The sequence below is a fragment of the Streptomyces sp. NPDC014861 genome (assembly GCF_043081625.1).
Lineage (GTDB): Bacteria > Actinomycetota > Actinomycetes > Streptomycetales > Streptomycetaceae > Streptomyces.
Genome location: NZ_JBIBWV010000014.1, coordinates 18,560 through 31,376, shown reverse-complemented (window position 1 = coordinate 31,376; position 12,817 = coordinate 18,560). Strand labels below are relative to the sequence as shown.

14 protein-coding genes and 1 pseudogene are annotated in these 12,817 nt (G+C 73.2%); 8 read left to right on the top strand and 7 right to left on the bottom strand.

Annotated features, from left to right (window positions below; genetic code table 11):
* Both ACF1BN_RS24865 and ACF1BN_RS24860 read left to right on the top strand, forming a co-directional pair.
* Positions 1 to 230, top strand: a pseudogene (locus ACF1BN_RS24865) (hypothetical protein); the annotation flags it as partial.
* Between the two features lie 127 nt (positions 231 to 357).
* The gene (locus ACF1BN_RS24860; RefSeq protein ID WP_392333801.1) at positions 358 to 1,269 is read left to right on the top strand and encodes an alpha/beta fold hydrolase; all 912 of its coding nucleotides are present in this window, start codon (positions 358 to 360) and stop codon (positions 1,267 to 1,269) included.
* Here ACF1BN_RS24860 and ACF1BN_RS24855 read toward each other — a convergent pair.
* Positions 1,253 to 2,191, bottom strand: a complete 939-nt coding sequence (locus tag ACF1BN_RS24855) for an NYN domain-containing protein (protein ID WP_392333800.1) — start codon at positions 2,189 to 2,191, stop codon at positions 1,253 to 1,255. The genes ACF1BN_RS24860 and ACF1BN_RS24855 overlap by 17 nt on opposite strands.
* Positions 2,192 to 2,372: 181 nt before the next feature.
* Here ACF1BN_RS24855 and ACF1BN_RS24850 point away from each other — a divergent pair, with 181 nt between their 5' ends.
* A complete protein-coding gene (locus ACF1BN_RS24850; RefSeq protein WP_099054331.1) occupies positions 2,373 to 2,525 on the top strand; it encodes a hypothetical protein in 153 nt (50 codons plus the stop codon).
* Between the two features lie 95 nt (positions 2,526 to 2,620).
* Here the strand turns inward: ACF1BN_RS24850 and ACF1BN_RS24845 are convergent, their stop codons facing one another.
* The 4 genes from ACF1BN_RS24845 to ACF1BN_RS24830 form a co-directional block, all read right to left on the bottom strand.
* Positions 2,621 to 3,226 (bottom strand): MarC family protein, encoded by a 606-nt coding sequence (locus tag ACF1BN_RS24845; protein ID WP_392333799.1) that lies wholly within the window; start codon positions 3,224 to 3,226, stop codon positions 2,621 to 2,623.
* A 263-nt stretch (positions 3,227 to 3,489) separates the two neighbouring features.
* A complete protein-coding gene (locus ACF1BN_RS24840) occupies positions 3,490 to 4,353 on the bottom strand; it encodes a PHP domain-containing protein (protein ID WP_392333915.1) in 864 nt (287 codons plus the stop codon).
* A gap of 158 nt (positions 4,354 to 4,511) precedes the next feature.
* On the bottom strand, positions 4,512 to 5,150 hold the full coding sequence (locus tag ACF1BN_RS24835; RefSeq protein WP_392333798.1) for a DUF6758 family protein: 639 nt from the start codon (positions 5,148 to 5,150) through the stop codon (positions 4,512 to 4,514).
* Positions 5,151 to 5,259: 109 nt separating this feature from the next.
* Positions 5,260 to 5,850 carry a suppressor of fused domain protein gene (locus tag ACF1BN_RS24830; RefSeq protein ID WP_392333797.1) on the bottom strand — a complete coding sequence of 197 codons (591 nt, stop codon included), beginning with the start codon at positions 5,848 to 5,850 and terminating at the stop codon, positions 5,260 to 5,262.
* Positions 5,851 to 6,279: 429 nt separating this feature from the next.
* Between ACF1BN_RS24830 and ACF1BN_RS24825 the strand changes: the two genes are divergently transcribed.
* Both ACF1BN_RS24825 and ACF1BN_RS24820 read left to right on the top strand, forming a co-directional pair.
* Positions 6,280 to 7,407, top strand: a complete 1,128-nt coding sequence (locus ACF1BN_RS24825) for a magnesium and cobalt transport protein CorA (protein WP_392333796.1) — start codon at positions 6,280 to 6,282, stop codon at positions 7,405 to 7,407.
* A gap of 25 nt (positions 7,408 to 7,432) precedes the next feature.
* Entirely contained in the window at positions 7,433 to 7,933 is a 501-nt protein-coding gene (locus tag ACF1BN_RS24820; protein WP_392333795.1) for a hypothetical protein, read from the top strand.
* Between the two features lie 6 nt (positions 7,934 to 7,939).
* Here ACF1BN_RS24820 and ACF1BN_RS24815 read toward each other — a convergent pair whose 3' ends face one another.
* Positions 7,940 to 8,737, bottom strand: coding sequence for a hypothetical protein (locus ACF1BN_RS24815; RefSeq protein WP_392333794.1), 798 nt, complete (start codon positions 8,735 to 8,737; stop codon positions 7,940 to 7,942).
* 299 nt (positions 8,738 to 9,036) lie between these two features.
* Here ACF1BN_RS24815 and ACF1BN_RS24810 point away from each other — a divergent pair, with 299 nt between their 5' ends.
* The 3 genes from ACF1BN_RS24810 to ACF1BN_RS24800 are packed head-to-tail and all read left to right on the top strand — an operon-like array spanning position 9,037 to position 12,057.
* A complete protein-coding gene (locus ACF1BN_RS24810) occupies positions 9,037 to 10,305 on the top strand; it encodes a magnesium transporter MgtE N-terminal domain-containing protein (RefSeq protein WP_392333793.1) in 1,269 nt (422 codons plus the stop codon).
* Complete coding sequence (locus ACF1BN_RS24805) at positions 10,298 to 10,879, top strand: DUF1003 domain-containing protein (RefSeq protein ID WP_392333792.1); 582 nt, start codon at positions 10,298 to 10,300, stop codon at positions 10,877 to 10,879. Before ACF1BN_RS24810 ends, ACF1BN_RS24805 begins: the two co-directional genes overlap by 8 nt.
* Positions 10,880 to 10,923: 44 nt before the next feature.
* On the top strand, positions 10,924 to 12,057 hold the full coding sequence (locus ACF1BN_RS24800) for an Mrp/NBP35 family ATP-binding protein (protein ID WP_360313441.1): 1,134 nt from the start codon (positions 10,924 to 10,926) through the stop codon (positions 12,055 to 12,057).
* A gap of 89 nt (positions 12,058 to 12,146) precedes the next feature.
* Here the strand turns inward: ACF1BN_RS24800 and ACF1BN_RS24795 are convergent, their stop codons facing one another.
* Positions 12,147 to 12,749, bottom strand: a complete 603-nt coding sequence (locus tag ACF1BN_RS24795; RefSeq protein ID WP_392333791.1) for a hypothetical protein — start codon at positions 12,747 to 12,749, stop codon at positions 12,147 to 12,149.
* Positions 12,750 to 12,817: the final 68 nt, after the last annotated feature.

Below are 12,817 nucleotides of genomic sequence, written 5' to 3'. Positions count from 1 at the left end.
AGACCCCCGCCGCCACCGAGGAGGCCCCCAAGGCCCCGCGCAAGCGGGCCACCGCGAAGAAGACGGCCGCCGCCGTGGCGCCGGACGCGTCGGAGCCGCAGAAGGCGGCGACGACCCGCCGCCGCACGGTGAAGAAGGCCGTCGCCGAGGCCCCGGCCGAGGAGGCGCCCAAGGCTCCGCGCAAGCGGGCCGCCGCCAAGAAGGCCGCCCCCGCCCAGCCGGAGGCGTGACAGCGGGCCCGGACGACCGGGCATGACGGCGGCCCGGCCCCTCACCAGGGGCCGGGCCGCCGTCGCGTCTCCCCGGGCCGCCGTCCCGGCCCCGTCCCGGAGCACCGCCTCCGGTTACAGTCCTTGCATGAGCAAGCCGCGCTCCCTGTCGCTGCCGCCCCGCACCCGGGCCCACCGCCTGGAGACCGTGCGCGGCGCGTTCGCCGTGCTCGACACCGCTCCGGCGGGCGAGCGGCGCGGGACCGTCCTGCTGCTGCCCGGCTACACCGGCAGCAAGGAGGACTTCCTGGCGCTGCTCGGCCCGCTGGGCGAGGCCGGTTTCCGGGCCGTCGCCGTCGACGGGCGCGGGCAGAACGAGTCGTACGGCCCCCGGGGCCGCGCCGCCTACCGCCGCCGGGCCCTCGCGCTGGACGCGGTCGCCCAGGCGATGGCGCTGGGCGACGGTCCCGTGCACCTGCTCGGGCACTCCTTCGGCGGGCTCGTCGCCCGCTCGGCCGCGGTGCTCGCGCCCCGGGCCTTCCGCTCGCTGACGCTGCTCTCCTCGGGACCGGGCAGGGTCGCCCGCCCTCAGCGGATCCGGATCCGGGCGCTGCGGGCCGGGCACGTCCTGCTGGCGAAGGAGCGGGTCTGGCGGGCCACCCGGTGGCTGGACAGCCGCGGCGAGCAGCCGGACGAGACGGTCGACTCCGTCGAGGTCACGGGCTTCCTGCGGCGGCGCTGGATGCTGACGAAGGTGGCCCAGCTGTCCGGCGCCGGCCGGCTGCTGCTGCGCGACCCGGACGGGCCGGCCGAGCTGGCCGGCCTGGCGCTGCCGGTGCACCTGGCGTACGGCTCCGACGAGATGGTCTGGCCGCCGGGCGAGCTGGCGGCGGCCGCCGCCCGTACCGGCGCGCACCACACCGTGGTCGCGGGCGCCGGGCACTCCCCCAACGTCTCCCACCCGCGCGAGCTGGCGGAGCGCCTCACCGCCTTCTGGGAGCGGGCGGACGCGGCCGGCGAGCGGGAGGAGCCCGTCCTCAGGGTCAGTACTGCGCCCTGAGGTGCTGCCAGAAGCCGTCGCGCAGCGCGCGCCGGAGGGCGCCGTGGCCGCGCAGCGAGCGGCTGAGCCGGGTCTCGGCCTCGACGAGGAGGTCCTGGTCGACGGCGGCGGGGAGGTACGGGTCGCCGGGCAGGAGCTCGGCGAGCCGGTCGCGGCCCCGCTCGCCCAGCCAGGTGGCGGCGATCTGGGCGCCGACGAAGCGCACCTCGTCGCGCGAGGGCGGGGGCTCCGCCTCGTTCTCGTACATGCTGACCGGGCGGCGGGTGACGTACGGCCGGCAGAAGTCGAGGTCGAAGGTGCGCTGGCTGTCGACCTCCCAGAGCAGTGCCTCGGCCTGGTTGGGTCCGTCGGCGGCCTCGATGCCCCAGAGGTGGACGCGGGCGCCGTAGCCCTGGGCCGCCTCGACGGCGGAGACGAGGTCCTCGTCGCCGCCGACGAGGGCGGCGTCGCTGATGGCGCGGTGGCGGGCGAGCGACTCCAGATCGGTGCGGATGAGGGAGTCGACGCCCTTCTGCTGGTTGTTGGCGTTGAGGTTGCCGAGGCGGACCTTGACGTCGGGGAGCTCGGCGATCGACTGCTGCTCGGGGGTGTGGATGCGGCGGCGGGCGCCGTCGTACCAGTAGACCCGGAGCAGCCGGCTGTCGGCGAAGATCGCGCGGGCCGTGTCGATGAAGGCGTCGATCAGGCCCTCGGCGTCGAGGTCGAAGTTGCGCCGGTCCTCGGTGCCCGCGACCAGCAACCCGGCCGAAGCATGGACGTAACCGGCGTCGACGAAGATGGCGTGGGTGGACGGGGTCTTGGCCACCTCGGCCAGCATCCGCCGCAGGAGCTCGTTGGTGCGCTCCAGGCGGGCCTCCAGCGCGCCGAGGGCGCGTGAGGTGGTGTCGTCGGCGGGCGGGGTGGTGTGCGTGGCGTCGTTCATCGGCCCTCATTCTCCGCTGCGGGAGGGTGGGCCGCCACACTCTCTACCCGCCAGTAGTTAGCCAGCCGAAAATTTTCTTTAGGCAAGGGAATGTTTCGGGTGGGGCCGCCGTTGAAGACAGATGTACGCAGTCGTACACAGTTCTCCGCATGGAGGATCAACTCGGACGAAGGGAGAAGCCATGCGCTTCGAAATTCTGCGCCTCGACGACATCGACGGCACGCCCGTCGACTCGACCGTCGTGGACGCCGCCTCCGTCAACCGGATCGTGCAGCAGGCCGCAGCGATCGGCCAGCGCATCTGGATCCGACCCGCAGAGACCTCCGCCTCGTAACGGGGCAGGTCCACACCACGCACCGCGCCCCCGCGCGGACTCCGCTCGACGGAATCCGCACGGGGGCGCAGTGGTGTCCGGGATCCGGGGTCGGGTCAGCTGCCCTGGATGACCTGGGTGACGCCGTTGATGATCTGCTGCACGGCGATCGCGGAGAGCATCATGCCGGCGAGCCGGGTCACGAGCACGACGCCGCCGTCCTTGATGACGCGGATGATCAGCAGCGAGTAACGCATGGTCAGCCAGAGCACGAGGTGCATCGCGGCGATGGCGGCCCAGACGGAGACCTGGGCGGCGGCGCTGTCGGCGTGCTGGACGGCGAGGATGACCGACACGATGGCGCCGGGTCCGGCGAGCAGCGGCATGCCCAGCGGCACGAGGGCGACGTTGACGTCCTTGGTCTGCTTCGGCTCGTCGGTCTTGCCGGTGAGCAGGTCGAGCGCGATGAGCAGCAGCAGGAGACCGCCCGCGATCATCAGGGCGGGGACGGAGACGTGCAGGTAGGCCAGGATCTGCTGGCCGAGGATGCCGAAGACGGTGATGACGCCGAAGGCGACGGCGACGGCCTGCCAGGCCATCCGGCGCTGGACCTTGGCGGGGCGGCCGGAGGTCAGCGCGAGGAAGATCGGCGTGATGCCGGGCGGGTCCATGATCACGAACAGGGTGAGGAAGAGCGAGCCGAAGACGGCGACGTCGAACACGGTGGGGTGCCTTGCGGTGAGGTCGAACGGTGGGGTGGGGGCACCCGGATCCGGAATCACATATTCCGTCTCCGGGGCAGGAGGGCACCCGCCGCCACGCGGGAGACGCGCGGGCCGGGGGCCACAGAAGAAGGAGGGGCGGCGGACAGCACCGCGCCCCGCCGTCGCGCGACGGCGGGGAGGGCACCCGCGGGAAGGCCCCAGGGGCCTGTCGTCACCCTCCCGTCATCGCCGGGGCGCGGACGGGAGGGTGACGGCAGACCTCAGGCCGGGACTCCGCCGGCACCGGGGACGGGGAAGGCGCCGGTGGCACGGCGGGTGATCTCGCCGTAGATCTCGGGGTCCGTGGTGTACTCGCCGAGCCGGCAGGTCTTGCGGCTGCCGTGGTAGTCGCTGGAGCCGGTGACCAGCAGGCCCAGCTCCTTCGCGAGTCCCCGCAGCCGCGCCCGGGTGGGCTCGTCGTGGTCCATGTGGTCGACCTCGATGCCGTCGAGACCGGCCGCGGCGAGGGCGGCGATCGCGGACTCGGGCACGACCTGGCCGCGCTTGACGGCCGCCGGGTGGGCGAAGACCGTGACGCCGCCGGCCGCCTTCACGAGGCGGACCGCCTCCGCCGGGTCCAGCTCGTGCTTCTGCACGTGGGCGCGGCCGCCGTCGGCGAGCCACGCGGTGGTGAAGGCCGCGGAGACGTCGGGGACGACCCCGAGCTCGACCAGCGCCTCGGCCACGTGCGGTCTGCCCACGGAGCCGTCGCCGGCGATCCGGGCGACCTGCTCCCAGGTGACGGGCACGCCCAGCTCCTGGAGCCGGCCGACCATGGCGCGGGCGCGCGGCACCCGGTCGTCGCGGACCAGCTCGCGCTCGGCGAGCAGGGCGGGCTCCTCGGGGTCGAAGAGGTACGCGAGCATGTGCAGGCCGATGCCGTCGAGGCGGCAGGAGAGCTCGGCGCCGGGGACGACGGTCAGCCCCTCGGGCGCGGCGGCGATCGCCTCCGCGTGCCCGCGGGTGGTGTCGTGGTCGGTGAGCGCGACGACGTCGAGCCCGGCCGCGGCGGCGTTGCGCACCAGCTCGGCGGGGGTGTCGGTGCCGTCGGACGCCGTGGAGTGGCTGTGCAGGTCGATGCGCACGACGCGGTTCTCCAGGGGCTCGGCACGGACGGGGCGACGCTCCAGCATAGCGGGCGACGCGCCCCCGAATGTACGGAGTCGATCCCCGGTGAGCCCATTACGCCCCGAGCGCCGGGCCGGCCCTGCCCCACGAGCACGGCGCGACCAGGAGGGAACCGCTAGCCCAGCAGGCGCGGGGTGAGCGCCCCGCAGGGCAGCAGCTCGACCTCGGCACCCGCGTCGCGCAGGTCGGTGAGGACGAGCTCGTCGTACATCAGCAGTCCGGACTGCTCGGGCCAGACGATCGCCCAGAGCCAGAGCCCGCGGGCCTCGCCGGCGAAGACGGCCCGGTCGTGCGGGGTGCCGGTGACGTGCCAGAGCGGAGTGGGGCGGCCCGCGGCGAGGACCTTCGCCTGCGGGGGCTTGTCGATGGCCATGCCGGAGCCGGGGTCGGGGCCGTCGATCCCCGCGTACCGGGCGCCGAGGCCGACACCGAGCTCCTCGGCGACGAGCAGCAGCTCGCCGATCCCGCCGAGCGGGCCGGGCCCGGAGCAGGCGACGGCGGTGGCGCGACCGCCGCTGCGGTCGTCACCGGCGTAGGCGACCCCGGTGAACAGCCAGCCGACGGGGAGCGGCCAGGGCATCCAGACGGGCACCTGGGAGCGGTGCACGACGACACCGAGGGCTTCGACACTGGGCGGGATCACGGGCTGCAGCGGATGCACGGGCCCGTGGGCGTCGCACTGCCAGGAGTCGGCGAAGAGACCGGGCGCCCTGACCCGACCACCACACTTCGGACAACTGGGTTCGCCCCTCATAGGGCTCAACGGTCCTACCGCGCGCGCCTCCCGTCAAGAACGGCCGCACCCGATCACCCGTCCGGCCCGCGCCCCCTCACCCGGGCGCCCGGCCCCCCGTGCGGGCGCCTCAGTCCAGCTTCACCGAGCCGCGCAGCGGGTCGCGCAGGTCGGTGCCCCGGGCGAGCCAGCGCTCCTCCAGGGCCTGCGCCCCGTGCACCCGCTTCCAGGCGGCCTCGTTCGGCGTCATGGGGAGCAGCGGCAGGAAGCGGACCGGGTCCAGGGGCTCGTCCAGCTCCAGGTCCTCGACCAGTCCGCCGGACTCCGCGACCAGGACGGAGCTGAAGCCGGCCCCCGGCCACAGCGGCTCGCCCAGGTCGAGCGAGGCGCCGGGGGCCACGACGACGCCCTCCACCTGCGGGGTGGCGGCGAGCACCGCCAGCGGGCGCAGCACCTTGTCGGTGTCGGCGCGGCCGAGCCGGACGGTCAGGACGAGCTCGGCGCGCGGGCCCTTCACCGGGTCGGCGAGGGCGGCGGTCGGGTCGGCCATCGGGGCGGCGGCCATGCCGAGCGTGGCGTAGCGCACGAGGCCCTCCGCCGCGTCGACGAAGCGGAGCACCTCGATGCGGTCGGTGCCGAGGAAGGTCACCGCGGCCCGCGCGTCCGGTTCGCCCAGGGCCGTACGCAGCCGGGCCTCGACCAGTGCAAGAACTTCTCCCATGCGGCGAGCATAGATCGCGCATGGAACGGGCAAAGTAAGGGATTGACCCTCGGTCGGCTGATAGTGTTGGCCAGTGGTCGGGTTTCCCGACTGCTCGTCACACGTCATCCCTCACGAGGGACCGGCCGGAGGAGGTGGGACTGCGATGGATCGAAGTCGATCGGGCAGTACCAGCCGCTCTTCCGCCGCATCGCACCCGAGCCCGGTGCGTTCCTTCCTCCGGTGACCCCGGGTCCCTGAACCGCGGACCCCCTTCTCCGGCATCGCGTTCGACGGAAGAGCATTCCCCTCTTTGCCTGTCTGTGTTGCGAACGCCGTCGCCACGAGCCGCCGGTGCCGCCCGCTTTGTGGACGAAGCCCTTTTCCCGTCCTCATTCCGGGTTGCGCCACGCTCTCGCCGACGGCCTGTCCGTGAAGGAGAGCACGCCCATGTCGATGATCCGTGACCTGCGCGCCGCCGTTCGTCCGAGCCTGCGCCAGGGCCCGCGCAAGACCCCGACCACGTACACGAACTACGACCCGACCCGCGACCACTCGGCCTCCAGCGCCGTCGTCGACTGCGCGGTCTACCGCGACGGGCGGCGGGTCGAGGACCGCGCCTGCCTCACCCCGCGCGGCGCGATGGCGCAGGTGCGGGAGTCCGGCGGGTTCGCCTGGATCGGCCTGCACGAGCCGACCGAGGCCGAATTCGCCGGTATCGCGGCCGAGTTCGGTCTCCACCCGCTCGCCGTCGAGGACGCCGTCCACGCCCACCAGCGGCCCAAGCTGGAGCGGTACGACGACACCCTCTTCACCGTCTTCAAGACGATCCACTACGTCGAGCACGCCGAACTCACCGCCACCAGCGAGGTGGTGGAGACCGGCGAGGTGATGTGCTTCACCGGGCCCGACTTCGTCATCACCGTCCGGCACGGCGGCCAGGGCTCGCTGCGCAACCTCCGCCACCGCCTCCAGGGCGAGCCGGAGCTCCTCGCCAAGGGCCCCTCCGCCGTCCTGCACGCCCTCGCCGACCACGTCGTCGACGGCTACATCGCGGTCGCCGACTCCGTCGAACTCGACATCGACCAGCTGGAGATCGACGTCTTCTCGCCGGCCACCAAGGGTTCCAAGCGCGGCACCGACACCGGCCGGATCTACCAGCTCAAGCGCGAGGTGCTGGAGTTCAAGCGGGCCGTCACCCCGCTGCTGCGCCCGATGCAGCTGCTGAGCGAGCGGCCCATGCGGCTGGTCGACCCGGACATCCAGAAGTACTTCCGGGACGTCGCCGACCACCTCGCCCGCGTCCAGGAGCAGGTCGTCGGCTTCGACGAGCTGCTGAACTCGATCCTCCAGGCCAACCTGGCACAGGCGACCGTCGCGCAGAACGAGGACATGCGCAAGATCACCTCCTGGGCGGCGATCGTCGCCGTCCCCACGGCGGTCTGCGGTGTGTACGGCATGAACTTCGACCACATGCCGGAGCTGCACTGGAGGTACGGCTACCCGATGGTGCTCGGCGGCATCGCCGTCATCTGCTTCACCATCCACCGCACCCTGAAGCGCAACGGCTGGCTCTGACGGGCCTGCCGCTAGGCTGCGGGCCATGACAGAAGAGCTGTTCCTCGTCGAGGAGGCCACCAAGAAGTCCGGCCTCGTGTGGGTCCGGGGCACCGGGCCCGCCCGGGCGCTCTGGCACGTCTGGCACGACGGCGCCGCGCACGTGGTGGGCGACGGGCCCGGCGAGCAGCCGCTGCCCGGCCTCGCCGACGGCGACACCGCCGAGGTCACCGTCCGCAGCAAGGACAAGGGCGGCCGGATCGTCTCCTGGACGGCCGCCGTGCGCCAGCTCACCCCCGGCACCGAGGAGTGGGACGCCGCCGTCGCCGAACTGAAGGGCAAGCGGCTGAACGCGCCCGACGGCGAGGGCGTCCCCGCGCGCTGGGCGCGCGAGTGCCGGGTGCTGCGCCTCGACCCGCGCGCCGCCACCACCGACCTTCCGGACGGCTCGCTCGCCGCCGTCCCGCTGCCGTCCGGGGCGACCACCCGCCACCCGGTCCCGGCCGCCCTGCCGAAACTGCTGTTCCGGCGGACGCGGAAGGGCTAGAGCCGGTCAGGTACGGGGCAGCTGGCGGCCGTAGTCGAGGGTCTCGTCGCGGCCCGGCTCGGCCAGCGGGAAGTCCGTGTCCCACTCGGTGAGCACCACCAGGCCCGCTCCCCCGCCCCGGGCGAACTGGAGCGGGTACGGGGAGCCCTCCAGGGCCACGTCGAGGGTGCCGCCCTCGCCGTCCGGGCCGCCCTTCACCTTCACCGTGCGGACGCCGCCGATCTGGTCCCGGTCGCCCTTGACGACGTCCCCGTGCAGCCCGATGAGACCGTTCAGCAGCTGGTCCATCTCGGTGAAGCCGCGCAGCTGCTTGTACGAGGGGTCGTCGCTGGGCACCTTCACGTACTTGTCGTCCAGCTTGTCGGCGGCCTCCGTGTCGGCGTCGCTGGGCTTGCCGCCGCCCTTGTCCTCGTGCGTCCAGAAGCCGGCGTCCGCCTTGAGGTAGAGGGCCTCGCCGACCCGCAGCAGCTCGAAGGTGCTGTTCTTCGTGGTGACCGAGCCGGCGCCGCCGTTCTGCTTCAGCCGCATGTTCAGCTTGAAGGTGCCGCCCTTGCTGACCAGGGTGCCGGAGAGCCTGACCGCCTTGGCCGTGCCCGCCGCCGTGCGGGCCTCGCGCTCGATCTCGGACGCCGACAGCCTCCCGACCCCGTTCGTCCCCTCGTCGGGATCGGCCCCGCAGGCCGTGAGACCCGCGGTGAGCCCCGCGCACAGCGCCAGCGGCACGACGGCCCTGCGGAAGCGGTGGGTGGGGGTGAGGAAGGGTCGTGCCGACGGGATACGCGATGACGGGGTGCGGACGGTCACCTGCGCTGCCTCTCGTTCTTCGGTGGGGGAACGGCCCCGGCCGTGCACACACGGAGGAAGGGGCCGCCGGGGTGGGCCGGACACGCCGGCCGCTGCCGGTGGGGGGCGGCAGTCCGCAGCGTACCCGGGCGGGCCCGGCGTCCCCGCAGGCAGCCGGACGGCGGCACTGCCGGGGCGGGGTGGAACACCACCGGCTAGCCTGAACCGTGCGAAGCCCGGCAAGGGCACCGCAACGGACGCGCGGGCCCCACGGGCGGCGCGGCGACAACGGATCGTGCGGCACCGAGGAGGCGCGAGGCATGGCGGCAGGCGCCCCCCGGATCTTCGTCTCCCACCTCGCCGGTGTGGCCGTCTTCGATCCCGTCGGCGATCAGGTGGGCCGGGTCAGCGACGTGGTGGCGATGCTCCGCGTGGGCCGCCGCCCGCCCCGGCTGCTCGGCATGGTCGTGGAGGTGCTGAGCCGGCGCCGGGTCTTCGTCCCGATGACCCGGATCACCGGCGTCGAGTCCGGCCAGGTCATCACCACCGGCGTGGTGAACATGCGCCGCTTCGAGCAGCGGCCGACCGAGCGGCTGGTCCTCGGCGAGCTCCTCGACCGCAGGGTGACCCTGGTCGAGACCGGCGAGGAGGTCACCGTCCTCGATGTCGCCATCACGCAGCTCCCCGCCCGCCGCGACTGGGAGATCGACCGGGTCTTCGTCCGCCGGGGCAAGGGCGGCGCCCTGCGCCGCAAGGGGGAGACGCTGACCGTGGAGTGGTCGGCGGTGACCGGCTTCTCCCTGGAGGAGCACGGGCAGGGCGCCGAGAGCCTCGTCGCCACCTTCGAGAAGCTGCGCCCCGCCGACCTCGCCAACGCCCTGCACCACCTCTCCCCCAAGCGGCGCGCCGAGGTCGCCGTCGCCCTCGACGACGACCGGCTCGCCGACGTCCTGGAGGAGCTGCCGGAGGACGACCAGGTGGAGATCCTCGGCAAGCTGAAGGAGGAGCGGGCCGCGGACGTCCTGGAGGCGATGGACCCGGACGACGCCGCCGACCTCCTCAACGAGCTGCCGGAGGACGAGAAGGAACGGTTGCTCACGCTGATGCAGCCGGACGACGCGGCCGACGTGCGCCGGCTGATGTCGTACGAGGAGCGGACGGCCGGCGGTCTGATGACCACCGAGCCGATCGTGCTGCGCCCGGACGCCACCGTCGCCGACGCGCTCGCCCGGGTGCGGCAGCAGGACCTGTCGCCGGCGCTCGCGGCGCAGGTGTACGTGTGCCGGCCGCCGGACGAGACGCCGACCGGGAAGTACCTGGGCACGGTCCACTTCCAGCGGCTGCTGCGCGATCCGCCCTTCACGCTGGTCAGCTCGCTCGTCGACAGCGACCTGCCGCCCCTGGGCCCGGACACCCCGCTGCCGGCCGTGACCAGCTACTTCGCCGCGTACAACCTGGTGGCGGCGCCGGTCGTGGACGAGAGCGGTTCGCTGCTCGGCGCGGTGACCGTGGACGACGTGCTCGACCACCTGCTGCCGGACGACTGGCGGGAGACGGAGTTCCACGAGGAGGGGGTGCGCGGTGGCTGAGCGGTCGCAGGAGCGGGACCGGGAGCGGGAGCGGGAGCGCGACCGGCAGCTTCCCCGCATCCGGCTCGACCAGCCCCGGATCCGCCGCTCGCGGCTGCTGCCGGAGTACGACCCCGAGGCGTTCGGGCGCATGTCGGAGCGGATCGCGCGGTTCCTCGGGACGGGCCGGTTCATCGTCTGGATGACGGTGCTCATCATCGCCTGGGTGGTGTGGAACATCTTCGCCCCGGCGTCGCTCAAGTTCGACGAGTACCCCTTCATCTTCCTGACGCTGATGCTCTCCCTCCAGGCCTCGTACGCGGCTCCGCTGATCCTGCTCGCGCAGAACCGGCAGGACGACCGGGACCGGGTCAACCTGGAGCAGGACCGCAAGCAGAACGAGCGCTCGATCGCCGACACGGAGTACCTGACCAGGGAGATCGCGGCGCTCCGGATGGGCCTGGGCGAGGTCGCCACCCGGGACTGGATCCGGTCCGAACTCCAGGATCTGGTGAGGGAGCTGGAGGAGCGCGGGCGGGAGCGGGATCTATTCCCGCCGGACGGCGAGCGGCGGAGTGACGTACCCGACCGTTGACAGCCCTTTCATGGCTACGTGGTCGTCGCCGTACCATCAGACCTATGGCTACGGAAGACGCGGTGCTCGAGGCACTGGCGACGGTGAACGACCCCGAGATCAATCGTCCGATCACTGAGCTCGGCATGGTCAAGTCGGTGGAGATCGAACCCGACGGCAAGGTCGCGGTGACGGTCTACCTGACGGTCTCCGGCTGCCCGATGCGCGACACCATCACGCAGCGCGTGACCGAGGCCGTCTCCCGCGTCGAGGGCGTCACCGGCGTCGACGTGACGCTGGACGTGATGAGCGACGAGCAGCGCAAGGAGCTGGCGGCGGCCCTGCGCGGCAACACCGCCGAGCGCGAGGTGCCGTTCGCGAAGCCCGGCTCGCTGACCCGGGTGTACGCGGTCGCCTCCGGCAAGGGCGGCGTCGGCAAGTCCTCGGTGACGGTGAACCTGGCCGCGGCGATGGCCGCCGACGGCCTGAAGGTCGGCGTCGTCGACGCCGACATCTACGGCCACAGCGTGCCGCGCATGCTGGGCGCGGACGGGCGTCCGACCCAGGTCGAGAACATGATCATGCCGCCGTCGGCGAACGGCGTGAAGGTCATCTCGATCGGCATGTTCACCCCGGGCAACGCGCCCGTGGTGTGGCGGGGCCCGATGCTCCACCGCGCGCTCCAGCAGTTCCTGGCGGACGTGTACTGGGGCGACCTGGACGTCCTGCTGCTCGACCTGCCCCCGGGCACCGGCGACATCGCGATCTCCGTCGCGCAGCTGGTGCCGAACGCGGAGATCCTGGTCGTGACGACCCCGCAGCAGGCGGCGGCCGAGGTCGCCGAGCGGGCCGGTTCGATCGCGGTGCAGACCCATCAGAAGATCGTCGGCGTGGTCGAGAACATGGCGGGCCTGCCCTGCCCGCACTGCGACGAGATGGTGGACGTCTTCGGCACGGGCGGCGGCCAGCTCGTCGCCGACGGCCTCTCCCGCACCACGGGCACGACGGTCCCGGTGCTGGGCTCGATCCCGATCGACGTGCGGCTGCGCGAGGGCGGCGACGACGGCCGCCCGGTCGTCCTGTCGAACCCGGACTCGCCGGCCGGCGCGGCCCTGCGCTCCATCGCCGGCAAGCTCGGCGGCCGCCAGCGCGGCCTCTCGGGCCTGAGCCTGGGCATCACGCCGCGCAACAAGTTCTGATCCCGGGCGGGACCCGGTCACGGCCGGGTCCCGGGCGGACACGGCGAAGGGCGCCCCGGTGCGGGGCGCCCTTCGGCGTGTGTGAGGCCTCAGGCGTACGGCGCGAGGTCCTTGATCTGGGCGAAGCCCAGTCCGTACGCGCTCATGCCCCGCCCGTACGCCCCGATGTGCACGTCTCCCGTGGAGCCGGCCAGCACCCAGCCGAACTCGGACTCGCGGTAGTGGAAGGGCACCGGCACCCCGTCGACGGGCAGCGACAGCGCGGACCAGGCGGGCCCGTCGAGGTCGTCGGCCAGCTCGAAGGCCGTCTCGGTCTGCTGGTCGAGCCAGTGGTCCCGCAGCCCGTGGTCGAGCGAGGCGGGCCAGGTGTGGGCGAGCAGCCCGGAGCCGGCCAGCCAGGCGGCGGAGGAGACGGTGGTGGCGTCGAGGACTCCGGTGCCGTCGCCGGTGCGCCGCACGGGGTGCGCGGCGACCGTCACGACGACGGCGAACCGCTCCTTCTCCGCGCCGGCGGCCTCGGACCTTATCGACGGCTCGTCACCGTGGCCCACCGAGCCGTGCTGCACGGTGCCGTCCGCCGCCGTGCCGATCTGCATCAGCCGGCGGGGCCCGGTGAACGCCTCGTCGAGCCCGTACCAGGCGAAGGGCGCGCGCTGAAAGCCCTCGGCTTCCACCCGACTCGTCGTCTTCATCTCGGCCGCCTCCTCGTTCCTCCCCCGGACCTCGTCCGGGGGTACCCCCAACTCAAGGAGGATAGCGA

What these genes read in the sequence shown, in the direction of transcription:
- ACF1BN_RS24860 (WP_392333801.1), top strand. Translation starts at nt 358, where the DNA reads ATGAGCAAGCCGCGCTCCCTGTCGCTGCCGCCCCGCACCCGGGCCCAC.
- ACF1BN_RS24855 (WP_392333800.1), bottom strand. Translation starts at nt 2,191, where the DNA reads ATGAACGACGCCACGCACACCACCCCGCCCGCCGACGACACCACCTCA.
- ACF1BN_RS24850 (WP_099054331.1), top strand. Translation starts at nt 2,373, where the DNA reads ATGCGCTTCGAAATTCTGCGCCTCGACGACATCGACGGCACGCCCGTC.
- ACF1BN_RS24835 (WP_392333798.1), bottom strand. Translation starts at nt 5,150, where the DNA reads ATGAGGGGCGAACCCAGTTGTCCGAAGTGTGGTGGTCGGGTCAGGGCG.
- ACF1BN_RS24830 (WP_392333797.1), bottom strand. Translation starts at nt 5,850, where the DNA reads ATGGGAGAAGTTCTTGCACTGGTCGAGGCCCGGCTGCGTACGGCCCTG.
- ACF1BN_RS24825 (WP_392333796.1), top strand. Translation starts at nt 6,280, where the DNA reads ATGTCGATGATCCGTGACCTGCGCGCCGCCGTTCGTCCGAGCCTGCGC.
- ACF1BN_RS24820 (WP_392333795.1), top strand. Translation starts at nt 7,433, where the DNA reads ATGACAGAAGAGCTGTTCCTCGTCGAGGAGGCCACCAAGAAGTCCGGC.
- ACF1BN_RS24810 (WP_392333793.1), top strand. Translation starts at nt 9,037, where the DNA reads ATGGCGGCAGGCGCCCCCCGGATCTTCGTCTCCCACCTCGCCGGTGTG.
- ACF1BN_RS24800 (WP_360313441.1), top strand. Translation starts at nt 10,924, where the DNA reads ATGGCTACGGAAGACGCGGTGCTCGAGGCACTGGCGACGGTGAACGAC.
- ACF1BN_RS24795 (WP_392333791.1), bottom strand. Translation starts at nt 12,749, where the DNA reads ATGAAGACGACGAGTCGGGTGGAAGCCGAGGGCTTTCAGCGCGCGCCC.